The sequence below is a fragment of the Sinorhizobium sp. NFACC03 genome, from assembly GCF_900103435.1.
Taxonomy (GTDB): domain Bacteria; phylum Pseudomonadota; class Alphaproteobacteria; order Rhizobiales; family Rhizobiaceae; genus Ensifer.
Genome location: NZ_FMXF01000016.1, coordinates 27,630 through 48,532, shown reverse-complemented (window position 1 = coordinate 48,532; position 20,903 = coordinate 27,630). Strand labels below are relative to the sequence as shown.

The 20,903-nt window shown below is 59.7% G+C and carries 20 protein-coding genes and 2 pseudogenes; 12 read left to right on the top strand and 10 right to left on the bottom strand.

The features are described 5' to 3' along the window. Positions 1-80 precede the first annotated feature (80 nt). A complete protein-coding gene (traA, locus tag BLU35_RS19910; protein ID WP_093234205.1) occupies positions 81-4,712 on the bottom strand; it encodes a Ti-type conjugative transfer relaxase TraA in 4,632 nt (1,543 codons plus the stop codon). Positions 4,713-4,872: 160 nt separating this feature from the next. Here traA and BLU35_RS36710 point away from each other — a divergent pair. The 3 genes and pseudogenes from BLU35_RS36710 (at position 4,873) to traG (ending at position 7,319) form a co-directional block, all read left to right on the top strand. Then, a pseudogene (locus tag BLU35_RS36710) lies at positions 4,873-5,159 on the top strand (TraC family protein). Beyond that, positions 5,149-5,382 (top strand): conjugal transfer protein TraD, encoded by a 234-nt coding sequence (locus tag BLU35_RS36170; RefSeq protein ID WP_286161568.1) that lies wholly within the window; start codon positions 5,149-5,151, stop codon positions 5,380-5,382. The pseudogene BLU35_RS36710 and the gene BLU35_RS36170 overlap by 11 nt, the downstream one beginning before the upstream one ends. After that, a complete protein-coding gene (gene traG / locus BLU35_RS19900; RefSeq protein ID WP_093234203.1) occupies positions 5,379-7,319 on the top strand; it encodes a Ti-type conjugative transfer system protein TraG in 1,941 nt (646 codons plus the stop codon). The genes BLU35_RS36170 and traG overlap by 4 nt, the downstream gene beginning before the upstream one ends. 144 nt (positions 7,320-7,463) lie before the next feature. Here the strand turns inward: traG and BLU35_RS19895 are convergent, their stop codons facing one another. After that, the gene (locus BLU35_RS19895; protein WP_176907330.1) at positions 7,464-7,823 is read right to left on the bottom strand and encodes a hypothetical protein; all 360 of its coding nucleotides are present in this window, start codon (positions 7,821-7,823) and stop codon (positions 7,464-7,466) included. A gap of 4 nt (positions 7,824-7,827) precedes the next feature. Between BLU35_RS19895 and BLU35_RS36165 the strand changes: the two are divergent. Then, positions 7,828-7,977, top strand: a pseudogene (locus tag BLU35_RS36165) (integrase); the annotation flags it as partial. 5 nt (positions 7,978-7,982) lie between these two features. On the opposite strand, the gene BLU35_RS19885 reads toward BLU35_RS36165, so the two are convergent. The 5 genes from BLU35_RS19885 to BLU35_RS19865 all read right to left on the bottom strand — a co-directional run bounded on the left by BLU35_RS19885 (position 7,983) and on the right by BLU35_RS19865 (position 12,620). After that, positions 7,983-8,333, bottom strand: coding sequence for a type II toxin-antitoxin system RelE/ParE family toxin (locus BLU35_RS19885; RefSeq protein WP_093234200.1), 351 nt, complete (start codon positions 8,331-8,333; stop codon positions 7,983-7,985). After that, entirely contained in the window at positions 8,314-8,589 is a 276-nt protein-coding gene (locus tag BLU35_RS19880; protein WP_093234199.1) for a type II toxin-antitoxin system ParD family antitoxin, read from the bottom strand. The genes BLU35_RS19885 and BLU35_RS19880 overlap by 20 nt, the downstream gene beginning before the upstream one ends. 514 nt (positions 8,590-9,103) lie before the next feature. After that, the gene (locus BLU35_RS19875; RefSeq protein WP_093234198.1) at positions 9,104-10,204 is read right to left on the bottom strand and encodes a DUF475 domain-containing protein; all 1,101 of its coding nucleotides are present in this window, start codon (positions 10,202-10,204) and stop codon (positions 9,104-9,106) included. Positions 10,205-10,759: 555 nt separating this feature from the next. Then, a complete protein-coding gene (locus BLU35_RS19870) occupies positions 10,760-12,082 on the bottom strand; it encodes an epoxide hydrolase family protein (RefSeq protein ID WP_093234197.1) in 1,323 nt (440 codons plus the stop codon). A gap of 97 nt (positions 12,083-12,179) precedes the next feature. Beyond that, positions 12,180-12,620 (bottom strand): VOC family protein, encoded by a 441-nt coding sequence (locus BLU35_RS19865; protein WP_093234196.1) that lies wholly within the window; start codon positions 12,618-12,620, stop codon positions 12,180-12,182. A gap of 340 nt (positions 12,621-12,960) precedes the next feature. Between BLU35_RS19865 and BLU35_RS19860 the strand changes: the two genes are divergently transcribed. Continuing rightward, entirely contained in the window at positions 12,961-13,920 is a 960-nt protein-coding gene (locus BLU35_RS19860) for an alpha/beta fold hydrolase (protein ID WP_093234195.1), read from the top strand. Here the strand turns inward: BLU35_RS19860 and BLU35_RS19855 are convergent. Further along, positions 13,917-14,825, bottom strand: a complete 909-nt coding sequence (locus BLU35_RS19855) for a LysR substrate-binding domain-containing protein (protein WP_093234194.1) — start codon at positions 14,823-14,825, stop codon at positions 13,917-13,919. The genes BLU35_RS19860 and BLU35_RS19855 overlap by 4 nt on opposite strands. Before the next feature lie 46 nt (positions 14,826-14,871). Then, a complete protein-coding gene (locus BLU35_RS19850) occupies positions 14,872-15,510 on the bottom strand; it encodes a TetR/AcrR family transcriptional regulator (RefSeq protein ID WP_093234193.1) in 639 nt (212 codons plus the stop codon). A gap of 268 nt (positions 15,511-15,778) precedes the next feature. On the opposite strand from BLU35_RS19850, the gene BLU35_RS19845 reads away from it, so the two are divergent. From BLU35_RS19845 to msrA, 4 genes are all read left to right on the top strand, one after another. Then, positions 15,779-16,315, top strand: a complete 537-nt coding sequence (locus BLU35_RS19845; RefSeq protein WP_093234192.1) for a YkgB family protein — start codon at positions 15,779-15,781, stop codon at positions 16,313-16,315. 96 nt (positions 16,316-16,411) lie between these two features. Then, a complete protein-coding gene (locus tag BLU35_RS19840) occupies positions 16,412-16,567 on the top strand; it encodes a DUF1127 domain-containing protein (protein ID WP_093234190.1) in 156 nt (51 codons plus the stop codon). Between the two features lie 156 nt (positions 16,568-16,723). Next, complete coding sequence (gene msrB, locus BLU35_RS19835) at positions 16,724-17,167, top strand: peptide-methionine (R)-S-oxide reductase MsrB (RefSeq protein ID WP_093234188.1); 444 nt, start codon at positions 16,724-16,726, stop codon at positions 17,165-17,167. Beyond that, entirely contained in the window at positions 17,168-17,683 is a 516-nt protein-coding gene (gene msrA / locus BLU35_RS19830) for a peptide-methionine (S)-S-oxide reductase MsrA (protein ID WP_093234186.1), read from the top strand. Between the two features lie 197 nt (positions 17,684-17,880). Here the strand turns inward: msrA and BLU35_RS19825 are convergent, their stop codons facing one another. Continuing rightward, a complete protein-coding gene (locus BLU35_RS19825) occupies positions 17,881-18,420 on the bottom strand; it encodes an RrF2 family transcriptional regulator (protein WP_093234279.1) in 540 nt (179 codons plus the stop codon). Positions 18,421-18,692: 272 nt separating this feature from the next. Here BLU35_RS19825 and BLU35_RS19820 point away from each other — a divergent pair, with 272 nt between their 5' ends. The 3 genes from BLU35_RS19820 (at position 18,693) to BLU35_RS19810 (ending at position 20,865) form a co-directional block, all read left to right on the top strand. Further along, on the top strand, positions 18,693-19,901 hold the full coding sequence (locus BLU35_RS19820) for an NAD(P)/FAD-dependent oxidoreductase (RefSeq protein WP_093234184.1): 1,209 nt from the start codon (positions 18,693-18,695) through the stop codon (positions 19,899-19,901). A 75-nt stretch (positions 19,902-19,976) separates the two neighbouring features. After that, on the top strand, positions 19,977-20,387 hold the full coding sequence (locus tag BLU35_RS19815) for a cupin domain-containing protein (RefSeq protein WP_093234182.1): 411 nt from the start codon (positions 19,977-19,979) through the stop codon (positions 20,385-20,387). 22 nt (positions 20,388-20,409) lie between these two features. Beyond that, positions 20,410-20,865 carry a carboxymuconolactone decarboxylase family protein gene (locus BLU35_RS19810; RefSeq protein WP_093234180.1) on the top strand — a complete coding sequence of 152 codons (456 nt, stop codon included), beginning with the start codon at positions 20,410-20,412 and terminating at the stop codon, positions 20,863-20,865. The last annotated feature ends 38 nt before the right edge of the window (positions 20,866-20,903 follow it).

Genomic DNA, 20,903 nt, shown 5'->3' with positions numbered 1-20,903 from the left:
ACAGCGCTCGAAGGCTTAGTCGTGGCCGAAGGGAGAGGCTGCTTAATCAACTTCAGTAGATAGCAATCTCTTCAACGCCCCTACCGTTCAACATCGCGTCCCCGGGTGATCGTCTTTTCACGTCTTTCGGAGACGATCTTGTGATTGTCGTCGATCCGCACCGCCTGCTGAAGCAGCTTCAACCTCTCCTGCATAGCTTCGAATGCGCGGCGCTGCGCCGGTGCCACGCGGTTGATGACGTCTTTCTCTCCGCTCAGGATGGCGTTGCGACCGAAGCGCGCGTCGAGTGCCCGGCTGACGGCGGCGAACTCGCGCCGGACGGCGGGATCGATCAAGGCAGCGGCGACGGTGAGCTTTTGGACGTTGGGCCTCGCATTCTCATGCTCCTTTTTCACGTGTGCTACCAGTTGGCGTAGAGCAACTTCAGCCGCATCCGACAGGCCCGGAATGGCGACCGCCATTCGGCCGCGCTCCTGCGTGACGGCTTGGCGCTCTGCCTCGAAGGCACTGCCCCAGGACGCGCCGAACAAGCGCAGTCGCGCCGCTGCCTCTGGCACGGCGCACAACGCTTCCTTCCTTTCACGGCCGGAAGCGAGCAGCCTGTTAACGATCCGACTAGAACCCCGCAGCGTACCGTACGCCACGGGATCTCTTGCCAGGGCTGCCGCGATGCGCTCCGCTGCAATCCCCTTGAGGATCAACGCTTCGATCTTGTCGAGGGCACCAGCCGGATCGCGCCATATCCGCTTTGCAGCCTCGGCGAAAGACGCACGATTTTGGCAATAATGCACAGCTGCCAGCGCGCGGATTCTCGCCTCATCATCCACGGATGATTTGAATTCCGTCACCGCGGCAAGCATCGGTAAAACGGTAATGGATTTCGTGCCTACCTCTACACAAGCACGGGCGATAATCTTCGAGCGGTCCTTCCTTTCGCCAAGGTCCTGCTCGTCGTTGAACCGCCTGATCACCCGGAACAACCGGATTAGCTTTCTACGATGTTCATCGGCGAATTGCTCCGGCATGCGCTCAGTAATGTTGCGTTCGGCGACTGCATCAGACTTTTGGGTGAAGGCGCTCCGACCGAAGCGGGCAGTCAGCGCGTCACTCACGGCCTTCACCTCCTGCACGAGGGACCGATCCTCGGCGGCGTAGGCAAAGGCAATCTTATAGGCCCCACCCCCGCCATGCCGCCGGGCAGCCTCGATCTCCTCGAGGCGAGTAATTGCCTGCTTCGAGATCGCGGGGATTGACACTGACATCGTGGCGCGGCGCATTTTCTCGCGCTCACGAAAATATTCGGCATTTCGACGAAACGCTGTCACATGGGCGCGCACCAAGGGCAGCAGCGCTTCCAACCCCGTCGTCGCGGCTCTCCGTTCATCTCGCGCCGTCCGGCCGTCGACTAATAATACCGAGCCGCGCAGGCAGCCAAGCCTGTGCGGCTCGGCGGAGAGAACCTCGACAAGCTTGCGAGGCTCACTTGTCGCATCCGAGGCGAGGGCATTCAGCGCGGAAAGGGCAGCATCGGCATCGCGATAGATCTTTTCGAGCACCGGCCGCAGGATATCTTCGCGCTCCCTCCAAAGAGGCGAGGAAAGTTGCGCGTGCCGCGCATCCTCGTCGACACTTCGCACGAACACGGTCATCGACGGAATGAGATCGCATCTGGGCTGCGCAATAGCCTCATAGAGGGGTACCGTCCGCTCGTCATTGTAGGTGACGCGCCGGTCCCTCTCGATCGCAAAGCCGAGCGCCACGTTCGCTCGCTCCCACAGCTTCGCCACCTGCCCCCGTTTCTCCGCAATGAACGCCAGCGGCCGCGAGACCCCCTCTTCGATTTTTGCCGCAACCAGCGAGAGTTGATAGAGACCACGCCGCCGCGCAAAATCTTGCGCCTGCATCTGGTATCCAGCCTCGTTCTCGAAATCGAGCGTAGTCGTTTTGGCGCCGGATCGGCCAAGCCGCTCGGTAAGCTGCTTGAACAGATCCGACCGGTGACTTGTGTGCTCGAGCTGCGCTTCACCGGTTCCAATCTTTAATGCGGTCCAGATGTTGCGTTCGACCTCACGCTCCTCGACGCGCCTATCGCCCGTCTGTTTATCGACAACAGCAACCCTGACCTTGACCGTCTCGACGCCGTCCTTTCGCAGCGTAATGGTGTCGCCTCGCGAAGCCCCTGCGTCCCTTAGTGCCTTCGGCAGGCTCACCCCCCAGAGGCGATGAACGGTCCCATCTTGCGACATGACATCCGCATAGGGGCTCCTCCGCGCATCCCCGTCGCCGGATCGGAATTTTGTCGCCCCCTCCTCCAAGAGTTCACCAGTCACACCAGCCAAATGATCGACGCGTGGTTTTCTTCCCCATTCTGGCTTCGCTTCAAAGTCCTCCTTCGCAACATAAAGATCGGCTCGATTACGATGCCGGGTCATCGAGACATACGTCAAATGCTGGTCCATCATGTCGGTGGCGAGTACGAAGGTCCGGTCGACCGTCGCGCCCTGAGACTTATGGATGGTCGCGGCATAACCGTGATCGACGTTGCGATAGCTCTCCTGGCTGAACACCACGTCGCGGCCATTGTCGAGACGGACCGACAGCAATGTGTCGCCGCGTTTGTCTCCGGTGGAAATAACCGTGCCGAGCATGCCGTTTTTGACGTATTGCATGCCAAGGAGCGGCGCGCGGGGCTCAATAAAACGGGCGTTCTCGAGAAAAATGATCCGTTCGCCAGCGGCGATATCTCGTAACCCGCGCACGGTCTGGTAGGCGCGGCTGTCACTGAGCTCGCCATCCTCTAGCATCACCTGGCGTAGTGCCATGTTCAACCGCTTAACGTCATTGTTGGTGTGGGCGAGGACCAGCAGTTTATCCCCGCCAAGAAGACCTCCTCTCCCTTCCGAGACAGACTGCTCAACCACGCGTTTGCGCGCGTCAGTCCAGTCGGAAACGATGAGGTCGATGATTTCCGCACGGGTCTCTGCCTCGATCACGCGCCCATGGGCGGCATAGGCCTCAAGTCCCTTCGCGACCTCTCCGCGGGCCAAGTGCCGTGAAGCGTCCCGCGCCCACTTATCGCGCTGGCGGCGTACACCGGCAAGTTCGGCAAAGCATATCCGTTCCGAAATCGCTCGGAAGGCCGCACCCGCGTTGATCGGCTGGAGTTGCATAGCGTCGCCGATAAGAACGATTTTTGCCCCCGCCTCTCCCGCAGTCTTCAAGACGCGCGCCATTTGTCGCGAGGACACCATGCCCGCTTCATCGACGACCAGCACGTCGCGGCGGCCAGGCAGGTCACGCCCACTTGCCCAAGCTACTTCCCAAGAAGCAAGCGTCCGAGATCTGATGCCGGAACTGTCCTCCAAACCATCGGCCGCCTTGCCCGAAAGCGCCGCCCCGAACACGCGGTGACCCCCGCTCTCCCAGGCGATACGCGCCGCGGCAAGCAGGGTTGACTTACCGGCGCCGGCGACACCGACAACGGCCGCAATGCCATTGTCGCCGGTCACATGTTGGACTGCCTCGACCTGATCGCGATCAAGCCTTAAGGGTCTTTCCGGGTCGACCGTTTCTACTAATCTGATGGCGGCTGCGACTTGGCTCTGTGAGACGCCAAAGCCCCTGCACTTTGAGAGCTGCGTGACCGACTGCGCCATGTCGTATTCGATGCGCAGAATCTCCCGCGTCGTGAACACCGCCGGCTCGGATACCTTACCGGTGTTCAGATCGATCTGTTGCGGCTTCAACGTGACGAGTTCGTCCGAGGCCATTAGGCGCGCACGAATATTGGCGAAGTCCACTGGGTCGTCGACATGACGATGCAGCCTCTTGGCGATCTCCTTATCGTCGAAGGTGGAGATCTCGTTGCCGAGCTGTTTCAGCAAAAGCTCCGGCTCGGCGAGCAACCGGTCGGCTATCTTCTGACGGCGTGCAAGCTCGGCTGGCGCGAAATACATCTCGACGCCGTTACGGGCGAGTGCCGACTTTGCCGGCCCGAGGCGGCTTTGCGCGATGCCATCGAGGCCTTGTTCTGAATAGGAGCGCCCATCAAGGCGGATCTCATGGCCGGCGACCGCCAGATGCCGGTTCACCGTTTCCGCCCAGTTGATCTTCCACGCCTTCAGGGTTTCCTTGTCACCCGCCCAGCGCTTATAGACGATCTGGCCATTGGGTCGAACTGGCCTAACGATGCGCAGCGGGCTTCCGTCCTCGCCAAGCACTGGCACCACCTTAGGCCCGAATCCGTTCTCCGTCAGCGGCCGCAACGCCGTCAAAATATGGATATGAGGGTTGCCCTCCTTGTCGTGGTAGACCCAGTCGGAGATCATTCCTTTAGAGCTCAGATTGTCCCGGACGAATTCGCGAACGAGCGTGATGTTCTCAGCCCGCGTCAGCTCCTTCGGCAGGGCGATGGTCAGTTCGCGGGCGAGCTGTGCATTCGCCTGCTTTTCCCACGCGTCAACCGCATTCCAGAGTGCCTCACTCGCCTTGGCGACGCACTGTCCGTCGATCGCCTTCTTCAGCCAGGTCGGGATCTGGTCCGGTAGCGCCAGTTCCTCGTGGATAAGTTCGGAGGCCCTGCGGCCGTGGTTGAAGGAAATCCCCGTCTGTTGGTCTCGCATTCGGGTCCGATGGCGATAAGCTGCCGCCGATACAATGCGACGACCCGCTCCCCTGCTGATCATTTGTGCATTGATGAACATGATCGCCACGATCGTCTCCAGAACTTGAAATCGCTTCGGTTCCCAAAATCGAAGTCAGATGGCCTGCTGCGCATTTTGGGGTTGACGCGGGACAACTCCTTTTACTATCTTAAACACGATAGTAAAACTATCATTATTTGAATTTGTTTCGACAGGGCATAGCTGTGGAATGGCGGTGAAATCATCAGTTTCCGGCATTGATGCGCAGATTGAGAAGCTGCGTGAACGTAAGCGAACCATGATCTTAAGGTCCGCCGATCGCTTTGCGCGTGCGGCTACGAAGTCAGGACTTGCGGACATGGAGTTCGACCAGGAGGCGCTCGGCCGAATATGCGAGGAGATTGCTTTGCGATTTCGCAGCGAAGAGAAAGGCGGCTTGCTGCCGCCGCCACTTCGCAGCGTCAGCCAACAGTTGGACGGGCTGGAACGGAGACGGAGATTTCTCATGGCGGCTGACCGCAAACGCGCCGTGCGTGCAAATACCCGGCTTGGCGGCATCGTCGTTCGCGCCGGCTTGTCGTCCGTCGACCGGGCATTCCTGCTCGGTGGTCTTCTCGAATTGGCAAGAATTGAGGTTGGCTCGCCGGAATATCAGCGGCTTCGAGAGATTGGCGAGAAAGCGTTCCAAGCACCCCCGGTTGAGGGCCGTCTTCGGCAAATCGGCAAGGCGGACGAATGACGCCGCCGACAAAAGCGCATCCGAGCCTTTTGCTCGTTCTGGTGCCGGGCGTGTTCACCGCTCTTGCGGTCTATGTCGTCGGTTGGCGATGGCAAGGGCTGGCTGCGGGGCTCTCCGGGAAAACAGCATACTGGTTCCTGCGAGCCTCGCCCCTGCCATCGCTTTTGTTCGGCCCGCTTATAGGACTGCTCGCCGTCTGGACGCTGCCGCTGCACCGGCGAAGGCCGATTGCGATGGCAAGCTTCGTTTGCTTTCTGTCTGTCGCTGGTTTTTACACGTTTCGCGAACTCGACCGCCTTGTCCCATCAGTGAAGAGCGGCGCCGTGTCGTGGGACCAGGCGCTCTCCTATCTCGATTTTGTCGCAGCCGTCGGTATGGTCGCTGGTTTCTTGGCGGTGGCAGTTTCTGCTCGCATTTCGGTCACCGTACCCGAACCGGTGAAGCGCGCCAGACGTGGAATCTTTGGGGACGCGGACTGGCAGCCGATGTCGGCGGCCGGAAAGCTGTTTCCGCCCGACGGCGAGATTGTTGTCGGCGAGCGCTATCGGGTTGATAAGGAAATCGTCCACGCGCTGCCCTTCGCACCGAATGACCCGACCACATGGGGGCAAGGTGGCAAGGCGGCGTTACTGACTTATCGCCAGGATTTCGATTCTACCCATATGCTCTTCTTTGCCGGGTCAGGCGGTTACAAGACCACCAGCAACGTCATTCCGACAGCTTTGCGTTATGGCGGGCCGCTGATCTGCCTCGATCCGTCGACCGAGGTTGCGCCGATGGTGATCGAGCATCGCACTCGTGTTCTGGGGCGCGAAGTGATGGTGCTCGATCCAAAAAATCCAGTCATGGGTTTCAACGTTCTCGACGGGATCGAGAGTTCGACGCAAAAGGAGGAGGATATCGTCGGCATTGCTCATATGCTGATGTCCGAAAGCGGGCACTTCGAAAGCTCAAATGGCGCCTACTTCCAGAACCAGGCGCACAATCTCCTAACAGGTCTGCTCGCCCACGTGATGCTGTCGCCCGAATATGCTGGGCGGCGCAGCTTGCGCAGTCTCCGGCAGATCGTGTCAGAGCCTGAACCTTCGGTTCTTGCGATGCTGCGAGACATTCAGGAACATTCTGCGTCCGCCTTCATTCGTGAAACGCTCGGCGTCTTCACCAACATGACCGACCGGACCTTTTCGGGCGTGTATTCGACGGTAGCTAAGGACTGTCAATGGCTGTCGCTCGACAGTTACTCTGCGCTGGTCTGCGGCAATGCGTTCAAGTCAAGAGATATCGTCAGCGGCAGCAAGGACGTCTTCCTCAACATTCCGGCGTCGATCCTTCGGTCCTATCCGGGTATCGGCCGTGTCATAATCGGCTCGCTGATCAATGCCATGGTGCAGGCCGATGGTAGTTTCACACGCCGGACGCTGTTCATGCTCGATGAGGTTGATCTCCTCGGCTACATGCGGGTGCTAGAGGAGGCGCGTGATCGCGGTCGAAAGTACGGCATCTCTATGATGTTAATGTACCAGTCTGTCGGCCAGCTTGAGCGACATTTCGGGAAAGCCGGCGCGAATTCATGGATCGATGGCTGCGCCTTCGCAAGCTATGCCGCGATCAAGGCGCTCGATACTGCCCGAAATGTCTCAGCGCAATGCGGCGAGATGACGATCGAGGTAAAAGGGAGTTCGCGTAACTCCGGCTGGGCCTTGAAGGGACAGTCTTCGGGCAAATCGGAGAGCATCAATTTGCAACGCCGCCCACTAATTATGCCGCACGAGATCACCCAATCAATGAGAAAAGACGAGCAGATCATCGTCGTGCAGGGTCATAGTCCCATCCGGTGTGGACGTGCGATTTATTTCCGACGGAGGGACATGGCGCAGGCAGCCAAAGCCAACCGATTTGCGCGAATGCAACGTCGATGCCAAACTGACTCTGACTAAGCTTCTTGCCTTCGCCTTCCAAAGAAGTCCGTACCCAATCACGCTCGATCCATGTTCGTTAAAGCGCGCCGTGCTTTGGCCTACTGAATCGCTGCGCGACCGGGCGCATCAGCGGCGTCACGCGCCGGAGGGTCGCTCAACGGCTCAGCGCAAAGAGAAGAAGTCCCGCAATCGCCTACGCAAGATGTAGGACCAGGGCACCTCGGCGTCGATGGCCTCGTAACCGGCCCGCGTCAGCGAGAAGTCGACGCGACCGTCATCGGCCTCTCGTCGCGTGATGTATTGCATATTCAGGGCACGGAAGACAGTCGCATGCAGTTCCTGAGGCCAATAGATCTCTTCGGCCGGCACCCGAAAGGCGCCCGCCTTGTAAAGCTCCTCAAGCACATTCCTTAAATCACTGGCCAGCATTGAATGTTTATCCGGCGCGGCGCGCAGTTTGGCAATGCGCGGCACAACGACCCAACGAGATAGGTCGAGGTTTCCAGCGCCGTTCCTGAACATCTGTCCGCTGCGCGCCGGCTTGGCCTCCTCGGCCGAAGCCGACGAGCGCCACGTGCAAAAGCAGCTTGGCCATGCGAGTGCGGAAATGAACCGCAGATACCAGCGCCGACGCGACCGATTTAGGGTCAATCTGACGAACGCCTCGGGGCTGTAGAAACCTTAGCCCGCCAGCATACGTGCGAGCATATTTCTGATGTGGTCCTGCGCGCCGTAGAAAATTGCCGCGACAACGATTGCGCGGCTATGTTCCACCGGAAGAAACCAAATAGCTGCCTTGTCCCGCCGAAGAAACCGGATCCCGGGATGAACATCGGGGCGCAGAGTCCCGATATAAGGCGTATCGACGAGACGATCGAGTTCGACACGCAATTTGCGGACCCGTTCAGCGGTACGCTCAACCGCCTCGTCAGGCGCGTCCCCGAGTTCGACATAAGCGTCGAACAGATGATCGAAGATCAACTCGAAATCTCGTTCAGCATCCTCAGAATATTCAAGAGCCCACACGAACAACCCGCCGTTTGCGCTCAATCATTGCCGCGACGCGGCTTTCCATTTCCGTCGCAGAAATAATTGGTCCGCTCAATCGCCGCTGGACCAATTCGCGAAGGGCTGCCGTTTCGACGGCCTCAGTTTCGGTCTTTTGGCGAAGCAGTTCCAGGCCTTGTTGAAGAACGGAACTCATGCTGGAATACCGGCCGCTTTCCACCAGCGAACGGGCAAACGAATCCTGCTGCTCGGTCAGCGAGATCGACGATTTCACACTCATCGGCTGAACTCCTTTGAGCCTAACTTGCTACTCAGTAGCACATTTGTCAATCTGATGAGATGCCCATCAGGGTGGCAGTGCCAAGGACGTCCGCCCGGATCATCACAATGACCAGGAAGTGGCGCACTTAGCCGAGCGACCGCAGATTGCCGACGGTCGCGGGTTGCGCCCCCGCTGAGCTTGAACGGGTCTAGCGTCTTCGGCGCAAATCGACGAGCGATATGTGCAAAGCAACAGGGGCACGTTCCGGACGAAGTGACTTGCAAATACTGCCGCGACCGCTTCCCTACACATCCCGCAGTGCGTCGGGGCTTTGTGCGTCCTTCCCCGCCACAATCTACGGCTCGATCTCTCGGCTGAGCGACAGAAGTCGTTCATTCAAAAACGACAAAAATGTATCTTCGCGCGTAGCCGTTTTAACGCAAAACCACGGCACCCCGTCGAGGGGTAAGTCTCGAAAAAATAAGCCCGGCGGACATGGCCGCCGGGCTCGTTGTTACATCTCAAAACCTTGTCAGGCTCGCAGCTGCTGCTGCGAATCCCGCGTTTCCACCTCTTCCACTTCACGTTCGCGCTTGTTGTAGCGGATCGACGACCAGAGCGAGATGCCGATGAGCGCCGCGCCACCAAGGCCGGTGATCACTTCCGGAATGTGGACGAGTGTCTGGAAATACATGACCACCGAGAGGATCAGGATCGCGTAGAATGCGCCGTGTTCCAGGTAGCGGTACTCGCTGAGCGTGCCCTTCTCCACCAGCATGATCGTCATAGAGCGCACATACATGGCGCCGATACCGAGGCCAATCGCGATGACGAAGAGGTTCTGCGTCAGTGCGAAGGCACCGATGACGCCGTCAAACGAGAAGCTGGCATCAAGCACTTCGAGGTAAAGGAAAGCGCCAAAGCCGCCCTTTGCCGCCGCACTCATGGTTTGTTGTGAGGCATCGAGCAAACCGCCGACCACCTCAACCACGAGGAACGTCAACAGGCCGTAGATCGCCGAATAGACAAACGTGTGGACCTCTGCCGGTTCGAGCAGAGTCGAAAAGCCAAGAATAAGGGCGAGAACGAAGGCGATTTCGATGCCCTTGATGGTCGCAAACCTGGCCATCTTGCTCTCGACCCACTTGATCCAGTGCACGTCTTTCTCGTGATCGAAGAAGTAAGTCAGACCCACCATCATCAGGAAGGTGCCGCCGAAGGCTGCGATCGGCAGGTGCGCGTCGTTCATGATACGCGCGTATTCCTCAGGCTTGCTTGCCGCCAGAACGATCGCTTCGATCGGTCCGATGTTCGCCGCAATGACGACGATCAGCAGCGGGAAGACGATACGCATGCCGAAGACGGCAATGATGATGCCCCAGGTCAAGAAGCGATGCTGCCACGCGGGCGTCATGTCCTTGAGCTTGTTGGCATTGACGATCGCGTTGTCGAAGGACAGCGAGATTTCGAGCACCGCGAGCACGGCGCAGATGAAGAAGACCGAGGCCATACCGCCGATGGTTCCGGTCGATTGCCAACCGAGCCAGGCGCCGAGCACCAGGCCCACCACCGTGACGATGAAGGCCCATTTGAAATAGCCGAGAGCGCTTGAATGCGATTGAGGCTGTGTCATCGACGGGCCTCCTTCGCGCGAACAACGCCGGATTCGGTGAAGAAATGCGGTTTCAAAACGGAAATACGCACGGCCGAAGGGGCACATGCGTGAGGCATGAGATCAGTTTTCATTGGAGCTAATCCGCCGGCTAATTTGCTGGCGGTACCGACATCACGAGAGCGCCGTAAAAACTCTCGCCAGAGGGGCCCGGCACCAGTGTTCATCCCGCGTCCGATGTCTTAAGGGCGGGACCACTTTCTAATTAGCAGCGTCCGTTGGAACGTCAAGAGGGCGCTGCTCGCTTTAGGATGTCGCTCACGCAATGGCGCCGTGCTTCGACGGGACACAAACGACCCTCGTGATCGCGGCGTTGTCGAGATGGCAACTTGACGAATTGTGCGCGGCGATAGTCACCGCGAATGGCCAGGCGTCATCGCACCTCGCCGGCCATATCCCGGAGCTTGACCAATGAGACGGGCATCAATCAATCAATCGCCGTCAGGATTGCAACCGGTGGTCGCCGCCCGCCAATCCCTGGCCCAATTCGTTGTCCGCCCATGCCTGGAGACGAACTTAGTTGCGAAAACGCATCGCCTTGAAGCCTGCCCTGATTTCTTCGGCGAAGAGTTCCGGCTCCTCCCAGACAGCAAAGTGCCCGCCCTTCGAGGCGTGATTATAGTAGACGAGCTTCGGATAGGCTTTTGACAGCCATTTTCTTGGCGGCCGATAGACCTCCCCCGGAAACACGGTTACGGCGACAGGAACCTTGGCCGCGGTGAGCTTTACTCCAGCCTTGAGGTTCTCCCAGTAAATGCGTCCGCTCGACGGCCCGGTGTTGGTCAGCCAGTACAAAGTGATGTTGTCCAGGATATCGTCTCGGCTCAGAGCCTGTTCCGGATGGCCTCGAGTGAACACCCAATCCGCGATCTTGTCGTAGAGCCAGGCCGCCAGGCCCACCGGAGAATCCGCAAGCCCGTAGCCGACCGTCTCCGGACGCGTGCTGAGGATCGAAGCGTAGCCAAAACCGTTGTTCAGGAAGTCGCGAGCCTCGTCGAAAACTTGCCTCTCGTCGGCCGACAAGCTTTCGGGAGCCGGCCCTCCGTTCTTCAACGCTTGCGCGGCGTCGGCTGGAAACGTCGTCCCACGCTCGATCCGGTTGACGTGGATACCGAGCAGCCCTTCCGGGGCCTGACGCGCGAGGGCGTCACTGATGATGGCGCCCCAGTCACCGCCTTGCGAGACATAGCGGTTGTAGCCGAGCCGTTTCATCACCGCGTCCCAGGCCATGGCGATCCGCTGTGCGTCCCAACCCGTCGAGGTTGGTTTCTGTGAAAAGCCGAAGCCGGGGATTGAGGGAATGACAAGATGGAATGCGTCTTCAGCCTTGCCGCCATGAGCGGTCGGGTCGGTCAGCGGCGCGATGACGTCCAGCAGCTCAAAGACCGAGCCGGGCCAGCCATGAGTCATGATCAGCGGAAGTGCGTTCTCATGGCGCGAGCGCACGTGGATGAAATGAATGTCCAGCCCGTCGATGTTCGTCAGGAATTGAGGAAACGCATTGAGCTTTCGTTCCGCTTTGCGCCAATCGTAGGCGGATTGCCAATAGGCCACGAGGTCCTGAAGCGTCTGCTGATCGACACCCTGGGAACGATCCTTGACGGTCGCACTGTCCGGCCAGCGCGTCGCCGCGAGACGGCGTCTGAGATCCGCGAGGGCGGTCTCGGGAATTTCGGCCTTGAAGGGGCGGATGTCGGCGCTGCTGATCGGCGCTTTCGCGACGTTTGCGGCAACGCCGGACACAGGTAGCACCGCTGCCGCTGCACCGATCGCAGCGCCTGAAAGCAGAAACGAGCGCCGCGTGACCTGGCGCTTCCCAGCCTTGTTTTCCAAGTTCATTTAAGGGTTTCCTTTGCGAACACGATCGTCATCGAACGCGTTTGGACGTAAAGTCGGAGCCTCACCCTGGCGACGAGGCCCCGGGCTACGCTGATTGTCAGGCCTCGTCGGGACCTTTGCGGTAGATCAGGAACTTGTTTCCTTCCGGATCGCGAAAGTAAGCGCAGTAAGGGTCACCGCCGTCAGGGCCTCTTGGACCGGGAGCGCCGTCGTCCGAGCCGCCCGCATGCAAAGCCGTCGCATAAGCGAGATCCACCTGCGCCCGAGAGCGGGCCTCAAAGGCGATCATCGTACCATTGCCGGCAATGGCCGTCTCGCCATTGAACGGCTTGAGCACGCCGAACTCGAGGGCGCGGTGCCCGTAGTAGACGGCACGCCCCGGCTGAACGAGCACGCGACCGATGCCAAAAACGGCGAGCAATTTGTCATAGTAGGCAGCGGCGGTATCGAGATCGTTCGTGCCGACGGTCGAGTGGCCGGGCAGCGCTCTGGCATTTTCCGGCATCGCTTTCTGCGAAGAGGATGTCATATCGTTCATTCTGATCTTCCTTTTTAGGCGAGCGAAATTTTCGTCTCGCTGTTTCGCTTGGGATCGCCGTCGAAAACCGACGATCCGCGAATGAACGGAAAGCTAAGAACGAGGTCGGGCGGCCAGCACCCAGCGAGATTGAGAGCCATCCTCTCATACGGACAAATGGTTCGTTCGGGGCGGCTGGTTGCAGTAGGAGGTCGCGGCAACGAGCATTGGAGCAGGGCATCTTGCCGCCGGCGGCCTTTGTTCAGTTCAAGAGGGTCCCTCTCACAAACACCATCTGCCCGCGACCATTCGGATATCGGATCTTATCGGCAGGATCAGAATGACCTGAAGGACGCCTGACATGGTTATCCCATCGCTCAAGAATTTCGTCGCAACCGCTTCGGTGGCAATGGCATCGGCGGCATCGGCACACGCCGGCGCCATCTCGGTGACGGGCCCGAAGATCGACTTCATCAAGATCGACGAGACCATCACGCTACGGCGTATGGTTGCTCATCCGAGCGATCCCAAGGGCAAGGGCACGGTCCTCTTCCTGCATGGCTTCCCGGAAACGTTGGCCGTCTGGAAAAAGATCGCGGAAACATTGGGCAAGGACTACGAGGTGCACGCTTTCGACTGGCCCGGATATGGCCAGTCGTCGCGCCCCTCACCGCCACAGTTCTCCTATTCGCCGAAGGACTATGCCAAGGTTCTCAGGGCCTATATGGACAAGGCGGGCGTCGACCGAGCGAATTTGGTCATCTACGCCTCGGATATCGGCGGCCTTCCCGCACTGCTGCTGGCGCTCGACGAACCAAGCGTGGCAAGGAAGATCATCGTCGGCGATTTCGCCCCGTTCAACAGGCCGCAGTACATGTATGAGAGCCTGCAGAACCTCAAGGCAGAGCCGACGGCGACGCCGACGCGGGCTTACATGAACAAGACCAGCGACGAGATCCTGCAAAACGTGCACCGCCGTGGCCTAGCACCGGAGGCCCAGTACGAACTTGCGTCCGAGGTGCAGGCGGACATGAAGGGTTCCTGGGCACGCGACGGCGTAACAAGCGCCGACGCCTTCGCCTTCTATTACGCCCATTTCACGCGCGACGAGGACTATCTCGAGGCCAATCTTCACAAGCTCAAGACTCCGTTGAAAGTGATCTGGGGCGACCGGGATATCTACATCAACGCGGAGATGGGCAGGGAGTTTGCCGAGCGTACCAGTTCGGAGTTCGGGCTTCTGGCAGGTATCGGCCACTTCCCGCATCTTCAGGATCCGGCCCGGACTGTTGAAGAGGTGCGGGCCGCCTTCGCAGACTAGGCCTGCGATACCTCGCCTCTTTTGCAGACAGCGCGCAGGCGAGGCAGCGCCCAGTCGACGAAGGACCGTACCTTCAGCGTCAACTGACCTTGGCGGGAATAGACAATATGGATGGGTCGGGGCCTTTGGTCGAAAGCTTCCAAAACCGGCACGAGGGCGCCTGAGCCCAACTCGTCCGGGATTTGATAATCGAACAAACGGGCGATGCCGGCTCCGCCCACCGCCGCTGCCACGCAATTTGCCGCGGTGTTCAGCTCGAGACGGTTGCGGGGGACCGACTCGAGCGGTTGGCCTGCGACATCGAAGGTCCAGAAGAAACTCCGCTTGTTGAAGAATATTCCGTCATGGTCTGCGAGGTCGCTCGGATGCTCCGGCACGCCGCGGCGCTGCAGATATGCGGGGCTCGCGCAAGTCAGCAGGCCGAACTCTCCGGCCTTGACCGCGTAGAGAGAACTATCGGCGAGGTCGCCCAACCGGATGGCGATATCGACTTGTTCTTCTACCAGGTGCACCGTCCTGTCGAGCGAGAGCAGGTTGAGCGACACCTCCGGATAGTTCTCCATATAGCTCAGTGCGAGCGGCATCACATAGCGGGCGCCGAACTCGACCGGCATGGTGATCGTCAGGGTGCCGCGAGGCGTCTGGTACTCGCCGGACGCCCGACGTTCCGCCTCCTCGAGGTCGCCCATGATCTTTCGCGCCGCCTCGACATATTCCCGGCCGGCATCGGTGAGCTGAAGATTGCGGCTGGTGCGCACGATAAGGCTCGCACCCAGGTGCCGTTCGAGTTCGGCAACCTTTCGGCTAACGCTGGGCAGTGGAGCATTCAGCTTCCTGCTCCCGGCAGAAATACTGCCGGCATCGACGACTGCCAGCAACATTTTCATTGCTTCGAGACGATCCATCGTATCCCCCGCGGGCACTTCCGGTGTTGCTTACGATATTATGATCCTATGCTCTGGCTGCGTTCGAAGCCGTAGCTCGCTTTTCTCCACCCTCGGTCTTGGCGGATGGTTCCGAAGAAGCGCGCATCTCCTGCGCGAGCAGGCTGACCGCCATGCGCTTGCTCTGCCGAACCGGCTCGCCTGTTCGCGTCATTTGCGCTATGGCCGTCGCCCCCTCGTGCAAGAGGTTGATCGTGTCGGCGATGCGTTTCGGTTCCGCGAAGCGGGCCGCATGCGCGAGCTCCTCGAAATAGGCAAGGACCAGGCGTTTGTGCATTAAAGCGGCGCGGAACACCGGATCGACGGCCTCCTTGTGCTCCCCCGCCGCGCTCATGAAAATGCAGCCGCGGAACTGCTTGTCCCGGACCGAAGCTTCGAGGAAATCGAAGGTCGCGAGAAGACGCTCATAGGGATCGTTCGTACGCTGCTCGACAAAGATGCGCATCTCGGCGCGGGATTGTTCGTCACGCCGCTCAAGTGCGGCCAGGATAAGATCCTCTTTGGTTTCAAAATGCCGATAGAGCGTCGTCTTGGCCACCCCGGCTTCGGCGATGAGGAGATCGATCCCGGTTGCGTGGTAGCCGTGCAGGTTGAACAGGCGCAAAGCGGTATCGAGCAGATGACCTCGGATCTCTGAGCGGCGCATATTCACTCCTTAAAACAAAACAGATTTGTATCATTCTATCGCGGTCGACGAGAAATGCAAGCAACGCGCGCCGGCTGCCCAAGCGCCGCTCCCAAGGCACGCCCCAGATCTTTAAACGGTATTTCTCGTGTAACGCGACAACAAATTCCCAAAAGAAGGATTGCCAAACGATACAGATCGGTATATTTAACCACTCATCGATACAGACCTGTATCGTTTACTAGGCCAATCGGGAGAATGGCCCAACGCCGCCAACCAGGAGAAGACAATGCCTCGTGATCTCGCACACCACAGCGCGGCGCGTCCGCGTGTCCACGTTCGTTCCGCCGCCTCCGCCCTCGACCTGATCGATAGCCACGGCCAAGCCGTCACTGCGGCTGGCCTTTATGGCTCGCTCGCCGTGATCTACGGCTGGTTCGGCGGCATGAAATTCACCCGTTACGAAGCGGAGGGTCTGGTCGGCCTGGTCAGCAACAATCCCTTGCTGAGTTGGACCTATTCGCTCTTCAGCGTGGAAGGTTTCTCAAACCTTCTCGGCATCCTCGAGCTAAGCATCGCCGCCCTCCTCGTGGCCCGCGTCATAAAGCCGATCTACTCGCTCGTCGGCGGCTTGCTCTCGGCCGGGCTTTTCGCAACGACCATCAGCTTCATGGTGACGACACCCGGTGTGTTTGTGCCTGAGCTCGGCTTTCCAGCGATCTCGGTCGCTCCCGGGCAGTTCCTGCTCAAGGATGTCGGGCTCTTCGCCCTCTCCGTCTGGATCGCCGTCGACTCGTTTACGGCGCTCCGTTCGAAACGGTCCTGATTGACGAATTGTGCGACCCAACGGTCCGCCTCATCCACTGCAATCTACGACTACACCATCTCCGGCGACGTGGCCGGCTGAACAAAGGAACCTCTCATGATCATGCACTATCTTTTGTCGAGAATCCGCGCTCACCAGCGCTACCGCCAGACCGCTTTGGAACTTGGGCGATACAGCGATCACCAACTCGACGACATCGGCATCGACCGCTTCGAAATCGACGTTATCGCTCGCCGGCAGTTCAACCAGTGACCAAGCCACGACGCGGGCCGATGCAACGAGGTATTGCGCGAAGTGCATCGGCCAGCGTCCTGGCCAGGACGAGGTAACCAGCCGCGCGCCGCAGATGTGGCGCCTGCCAGTCAAGTCGCAGCTTCCAAACAACACGCCCCCATTGGAGACAACGAAATGACCTACAGAAAGACCGACGAAGCGATCCGAAAACTGACGCCCGAGCAGTTTCGCGTCACTCAACAGAGCGGGACCGAGCGTCCCTTCACGGGCGAGTACAATGACAACAAACGCCCGGGGATTTATGTCGATATCGTCTCCGGCGAGCCGCTGTTTGCCTCTTCCGACAAATTCGATTCCGGCTGTGGCTGGCCAAGCTTTACCAAGCCGATCGTGCCAGCAAACGTCGAGAAACTGCATGATCGTTCCCATGGCATGATCCGCACCGAGGTTCGCTCGAAGCATGGCGACAGTCACCTTGGCCATGTGTTTCCCGACGGGCCACGGGATCGAGGCGGCCTACGTTATTGCATCAATTCCGCCTCCCTGCGCTTCATTCCACGCGAGGAAATGGAGAGCGAAGGTTACGGCGCGTTCATCAACCAGGTGGAGGATATCTAAATGACCGATAGAGCTGGCAGAGCTGTTTTGGCCGGTGGCTGCTTCTGGGGGATGCAGGATTTGATCCGCAAGCTCCCCGGGGTCATTGCGACGCGCGTGGGCTACACCGGAGGCGATGTGCCTAACGCCACCTACCGTAACCACGGAACCCACGCCGAGGGCATCGAGATCGCCTTCGATCCGGGGACGATCAGCTACAGGCAGATTCTGGAGGTATTCTTCCAGATCCACGACCCCACCACAAAGAACCGCCAGGGCAACGACATCGGCATGTCCTATCGCTCGGCAATCTACTACGTCGACGACGAGCAGAAGCGAATTGCCGAGGACGCAATCGCAGATGTCAACGCTTCGGGCTTGTGGCCGGGCAAGGTCGTGACTGAACTCGAACCGGTCGGAGACTTCTGGGAAGCCGAGCCGGAGCACCAGGATTACCTGGAGCGTTACCCCAACGGCTACACCTGCCACTTCCCACGCCGGAACTGGGTGCTGCCGCGGCGGTCCGCCGCTGAATAGCCGGCCGCCGATGTCGCAAAGAAGTCGGGCAAGCATGTTAGCTTGCCCGACTTCACCTAGCCTGAGGCGACATCAAGCGACCACTGCGTCATTGCGACGGCGCTTCGCCCCACGCCTCTCGATGTTGTGTTTGTCCGTAAGCAGAAAAAATCCGAGCGCACGGCCCCTGAGAGCGCGGCCGAACGCAGCGGCGAGCATCAACCGGCCTTCGCTGCCGCGCCGCGGCGACGGCGCTGCGGCGTCCTGGCGGCGAGCCAATCCTTTATGTTGCCCGCATGCTCCTTGGGCGCCTTCGACGCTGCCCGTCCGGCAATGCTCGCCAGCGTATGGCCGGCCATCACTTCTCTCGCCCGTTTTTCGGCCTCGATCATGACCGCGTGAATGGAGCAGACGCCGTCCTGTGCCCAGGCAGGCGTCCGATCGCCGAACAACGCGCACTGTCCCCGGATTTCCTTGCATTCGAACAGTGGCTTCCGTCCGTCGATGGCCTCGATAACATCAAGCGCGGTGATGTCGGTGGCGGGCCGGGCAAGCGCGAAACCGCCGCCAATCCCCTCTCGGGCGACGACGATGCCGGCCTTCTGGAGCTTGGTGAAAAGCTTCGCAACGAATTCGGCGGAAATCTTCTGCAGTTCGGCAAGATCGCGTGCACTTGCCGGCTGGTCTATCTCCTCTGCCTCAATGAGGAATAGGAGACAGTGGAGAGCGTATTCGACGCCTGCGCTTATGTGGGCCACGGAAACACCAAAACACCGACAAATGTAGTCGGAGATAACATCGAGGCCCCGGCTGCGCAAGTCCTTGGACGTCTTCGCCGCGTTGACAGTGCGTTTCCGAAACCGGTCGGATTCGACATTGCTCATTTACTCCGACTAAGTTAGTCCTAGTTAAGCGACGACATTGGATCATCGCGAAAACCGTCTCCGGTTTGGAGACTTCTACCGAAACGGCAATCGCACGATGGCTGGCCCTGTTCAGCCAATGGCGAAGCCTTGTCTGAGGAAAAGAAATGCGTGAACGAATCCTGATTATCGGCGCTGGCTTTGCCGGAATGTGGTCGGCACTCGGCGCCATGCGGCTACTGGACCGGCAAGGAAGGGCAGACGGTTCCGTCGAGGTTGCCGTGATCGCGCCGCAGCCAGAGCTCCACATTCGCCCCCGCCTCTACGAAAAGCATGTGGCCAAGATGAAGGCGCCCCTGTCCGAGATCTTTGCCAACGCAGGCGTGCGTTTCATCAAGGGTTATGCGACGTCCGTCTCGACAGCGGACAACGCCGTCACCTATGCGGACGACGAGGGACGGGAAGCGACGATCGGCTACACCAAACTTGTTCTCGCGACCGGCAGTGTCCTGTTCCGTCCGGATATCCCGGGGCTCGCCCATGCCTTCAATGTCGACCAGCTTGCGGATGCGGCGAAGTTGGAGGAACACATTTCTAAGTTGGGTCGTCTTCCCGAAACCCCAGCGCGCAACACCGTGATCGTCGCCGGCGGCGGCTTTACCGGCATCGAAACGGCGGCCGAGTTGCCGCATCGTCTTCGCGCCGCGCTTGGAGAAAATGCAGACGTCCGCGTCGTGATCGTCGAGCGCGGCAATGCGATCGGACCGGATCTCGGGCCGGGCCCGCGTCCGGTCATCGAGCAGGCGCTTTCGGAATTGGGCGTTGAGACACGGCTGCTGTCTCCAATCGTTGCCATCGACAATAACGGCGTCACCCTCTCATCCGGCGAGCGCATCAACGCGGCCACCGTGATCTGGACGGCGGGCGCCCGCGCCAATCCGATTACCAAGGAGATCGACGCGGACAAGGACTCGTTCGGCCGTCTTCACGTTGATCGGAACCTCAAGGTCATCGGCCACGCAAACGTCTTTGCGACCGGCGACGTCGCGTGTGCGGCAACGGACGATGTCGGCAACCGAACGATGATGAGCTGCCAGCACGCCCAGAACCTCGGGCGTTCCGCAGGGCACAACGTTGCAGCCGATCTGCTTGGCGTGACCTCGATTCCCTACAGCCAGGAAAAGTACGTCACCTGTCTCGATCTCGGCCCGTGGGGTGCTGTCTACACCGAAGGGTGGGACCGTCAGGTAAAGCTGACCGGCGCAAAAGCAAAAGAGCTCAAGACGAAGATCAACACCACCTGGATCTATCCGCCGAGTGCCGATCGCGCAGCAGCCCTGGAAGCTGCCGACCCGCTCCGCATCGTTGTGGCCTGATCATTGTCGAAGCGAGCTCGCCAACCTCCCTGGGGGGCTCGCTTCTTGCCAGATCTCATCAAGGAGAATGTCATCATGAACACTCGATTTGTCACAGGCGCACTCTTTGCCGCGATCACTTCGGCGCTGCCGGCCGCAGCGCACGATCCCGGCGACGTTGTCACGCCGCACTTCGAAAAGGCGATACCCAATATTCCGGGCAAGACGTTGACCGCCCTGATCGTCGACTATCCCCCCGGCGGTGCCTCGGTTCCGCACACGCATGCAAAGTCGTCCTTCATCTTCGCCTACGTTCTCTCCGGAGAAATCGTGTCCAAGGTCAATGACGGCCCGACGCAGACCTACCGCGCCGGCGAGAGCTGGTACGAACCGCCAGCGTCTACCCACCTCGTCAGCCGCAATGCGAGCCAGACGACGCCGGCAAAGCTGCTGGCGGTCTTCGTCGCCGACACCAATGAAAAAGAACTCACCACCCCAATCAAGTAGACCCGAATTCAGGAGCAGAACAATGAGCAAGCGTCTCGACTACAACCAGATCGCACCGGCCGGCGCCAAGGCCCTTGGAGGCGTCTACGGATACGTCCTGCAAAGTGGCCTGCCGCCAGTGCTGGTGGATCTGGTTTATCTTCGCATCTCACAGATCAACAATTGCGCCTACTGTCTCGACATGCACACCCGCGACCTCCTGAAAAAGGGCCAACCGATCGAAAAGATCGCATTGGTCCAGGCGTGGAGAGAAGCCGGCAACCTCTTCGACGCGCGTGAGCGGGCGGCCCTTGCCTGGGCCGAAACCGTCACACGTGTCGCCGAGACGGGTGTGCCGGACGAAGCCTACACGGCTGCACGTGCGCTGTTCGACGAGCGTGAACTCACCGACCTCACAATCGCGATCGGCCTGATGAACGCCTACAACCGCATGGCGATCAGTTTCCGCAATACGCCGCAAGCAGCACTTGAGAAGTAGTCTCATAGCCCGTTGCGGGCGCAATCACTGCGCCCGCA

Excerpts from the sequence above, each read along its gene's own strand:
- BLU35_RS19865 (WP_093234196.1), bottom strand. The coding sequence starts at position 12,620 with ATGAACGATATGACATCCTCTTCGCAGAAAGCGATGCCGGAAAATGCC.
- BLU35_RS19860 (WP_093234195.1), top strand. The coding sequence starts at position 12,961 with ATGGTTATCCCATCGCTCAAGAATTTCGTCGCAACCGCTTCGGTGGCA.
- BLU35_RS19875 (WP_093234198.1), bottom strand. The coding sequence starts at position 10,204 with ATGACACAGCCTCAATCGCATTCAAGCGCTCTCGGCTATTTCAAATGG.
- traG (WP_093234203.1), top strand. The coding sequence starts at position 5,379 with ATGACGCCGCCGACAAAAGCGCATCCGAGCCTTTTGCTCGTTCTGGTG.
- BLU35_RS19840 (WP_093234190.1), top strand. The coding sequence starts at position 16,412 with ATGATCATGCACTATCTTTTGTCGAGAATCCGCGCTCACCAGCGCTAC.
- BLU35_RS19895 (WP_176907330.1), bottom strand. The coding sequence starts at position 7,823 with ATGTTCAGGAACGGCGCTGGAAACCTCGACCTATCTCGTTGGGTCGTT.
- msrB (WP_093234188.1), top strand. The coding sequence starts at position 16,724 with ATGACCTACAGAAAGACCGACGAAGCGATCCGAAAACTGACGCCCGAG.
- msrA (WP_093234186.1), top strand. The coding sequence starts at position 17,168 with ATGACCGATAGAGCTGGCAGAGCTGTTTTGGCCGGTGGCTGCTTCTGG.
- BLU35_RS19810 (WP_093234180.1), top strand. The coding sequence starts at position 20,410 with ATGAGCAAGCGTCTCGACTACAACCAGATCGCACCGGCCGGCGCCAAG.
- BLU35_RS19870 (WP_093234197.1), bottom strand. The coding sequence starts at position 12,082 with ATGAACTTGGAAAACAAGGCTGGGAAGCGCCAGGTCACGCGGCGCTCG.
- BLU35_RS19855 (WP_093234194.1), bottom strand. The coding sequence starts at position 14,825 with ATGGATCGTCTCGAAGCAATGAAAATGTTGCTGGCAGTCGTCGATGCC.
- BLU35_RS19815 (WP_093234182.1), top strand. The coding sequence starts at position 19,977 with ATGAACACTCGATTTGTCACAGGCGCACTCTTTGCCGCGATCACTTCG.
- BLU35_RS19850 (WP_093234193.1), bottom strand. The coding sequence starts at position 15,510 with ATGCGCCGCTCAGAGATCCGAGGTCATCTGCTCGATACCGCTTTGCGC.
- BLU35_RS19845 (WP_093234192.1), top strand. The coding sequence starts at position 15,779 with ATGCCTCGTGATCTCGCACACCACAGCGCGGCGCGTCCGCGTGTCCAC.
- BLU35_RS19820 (WP_093234184.1), top strand. The coding sequence starts at position 18,693 with ATGCGTGAACGAATCCTGATTATCGGCGCTGGCTTTGCCGGAATGTGG.
- BLU35_RS36170 (WP_286161568.1), top strand. The coding sequence starts at position 5,149 with ATGGCGGCTGACCGCAAACGCGCCGTGCGTGCAAATACCCGGCTTGGC.
- BLU35_RS19880 (WP_093234199.1), bottom strand. The coding sequence starts at position 8,589 with ATGAGTGTGAAATCGTCGATCTCGCTGACCGAGCAGCAGGATTCGTTT.